The 790-nt window shown below is 65.6% G+C and carries 1 protein-coding gene; it reads right to left on the bottom strand.

The window, feature by feature from the left end; genetic code table 11:
* A partial coding sequence (locus AC1D00_RS43595; RefSeq protein WP_477014997.1) for an alpha-amylase family glycosyl hydrolase occupies nt 1-790 on the bottom strand: 790 nt, incomplete at both ends.

Raw genomic sequence — 790 nt, 5'->3', positions numbered from 1 at the left:
GGTGCATGCCGATCTCGTCGCCGTAGTAGAGCGTCGGCGTGCCGCGCAGCGTCAGCAGCAGCATGGCGGCGACGCGGGCCTGCTCCGGCCCGACGCGGCTTGCGACGCGCGGACGGTCGTGATTGCCGAGCACCCAGTTCGGCCAGGCGCCTTTCGGCAGCGCCTTCTCATAATCGTCGATGATCTTCTCGATCGAGCGCGCGCTCCAGAAGGTCGAGAGCAGCGCGAAGTTGAACGGCATCTGCGCGCCGGTGAGATCGTTGCCGTAATAGGCCATCAGCCGGTGCAGCGGCAGATAGATCTCGCCGATCAGCACGCGGGCGCGATACGCATCGGTGACGCGCCGCATCTCGGCGATGACGTCATGCACCTCCGGCTGGTCGGTGGAATATTGCGTCATGATCCTTTCGTGCGCCGGCCGGCCCTCGACATAATGCGGGTTCGGCGGATTGTCGCGGAACTCGGCGTCCTTGATCAGGTGCCAGATCACGTCGACGCGAAAGCCGTCGACGCCCTTCTCCAGCCAGAACCGCATCACGTCGTAGATCGCGGCGCGGACATCCGGGTTGCGCCAGTTGAGGTCCGGCTGCAGGGCGAGGAAGGCGTGGTAGTAATATTGACCCGTCGTCTCGTCGAACTGCCACGCGCTGCCGCCGAATTCGGACACCCAGTTGTTCGGCGCGCCGCCATCGGGCGCCGGATCGCGCCAGACGTACCAGTCACGCCTGGGATTGTCGCGCGAGGACCGGCTCTCGACAAACCAGGGATGCTGGTCCGAGGTGTGGTTGGG

The sequence above is a fragment of the Bradyrhizobium sp. P2_E8 genome (genome assembly GCF_056403875.1).
The sequence above is the reverse complement of the archived record's forward strand: the minus strand, read 5'-3'. Positions and strand labels throughout refer to the sequence as shown.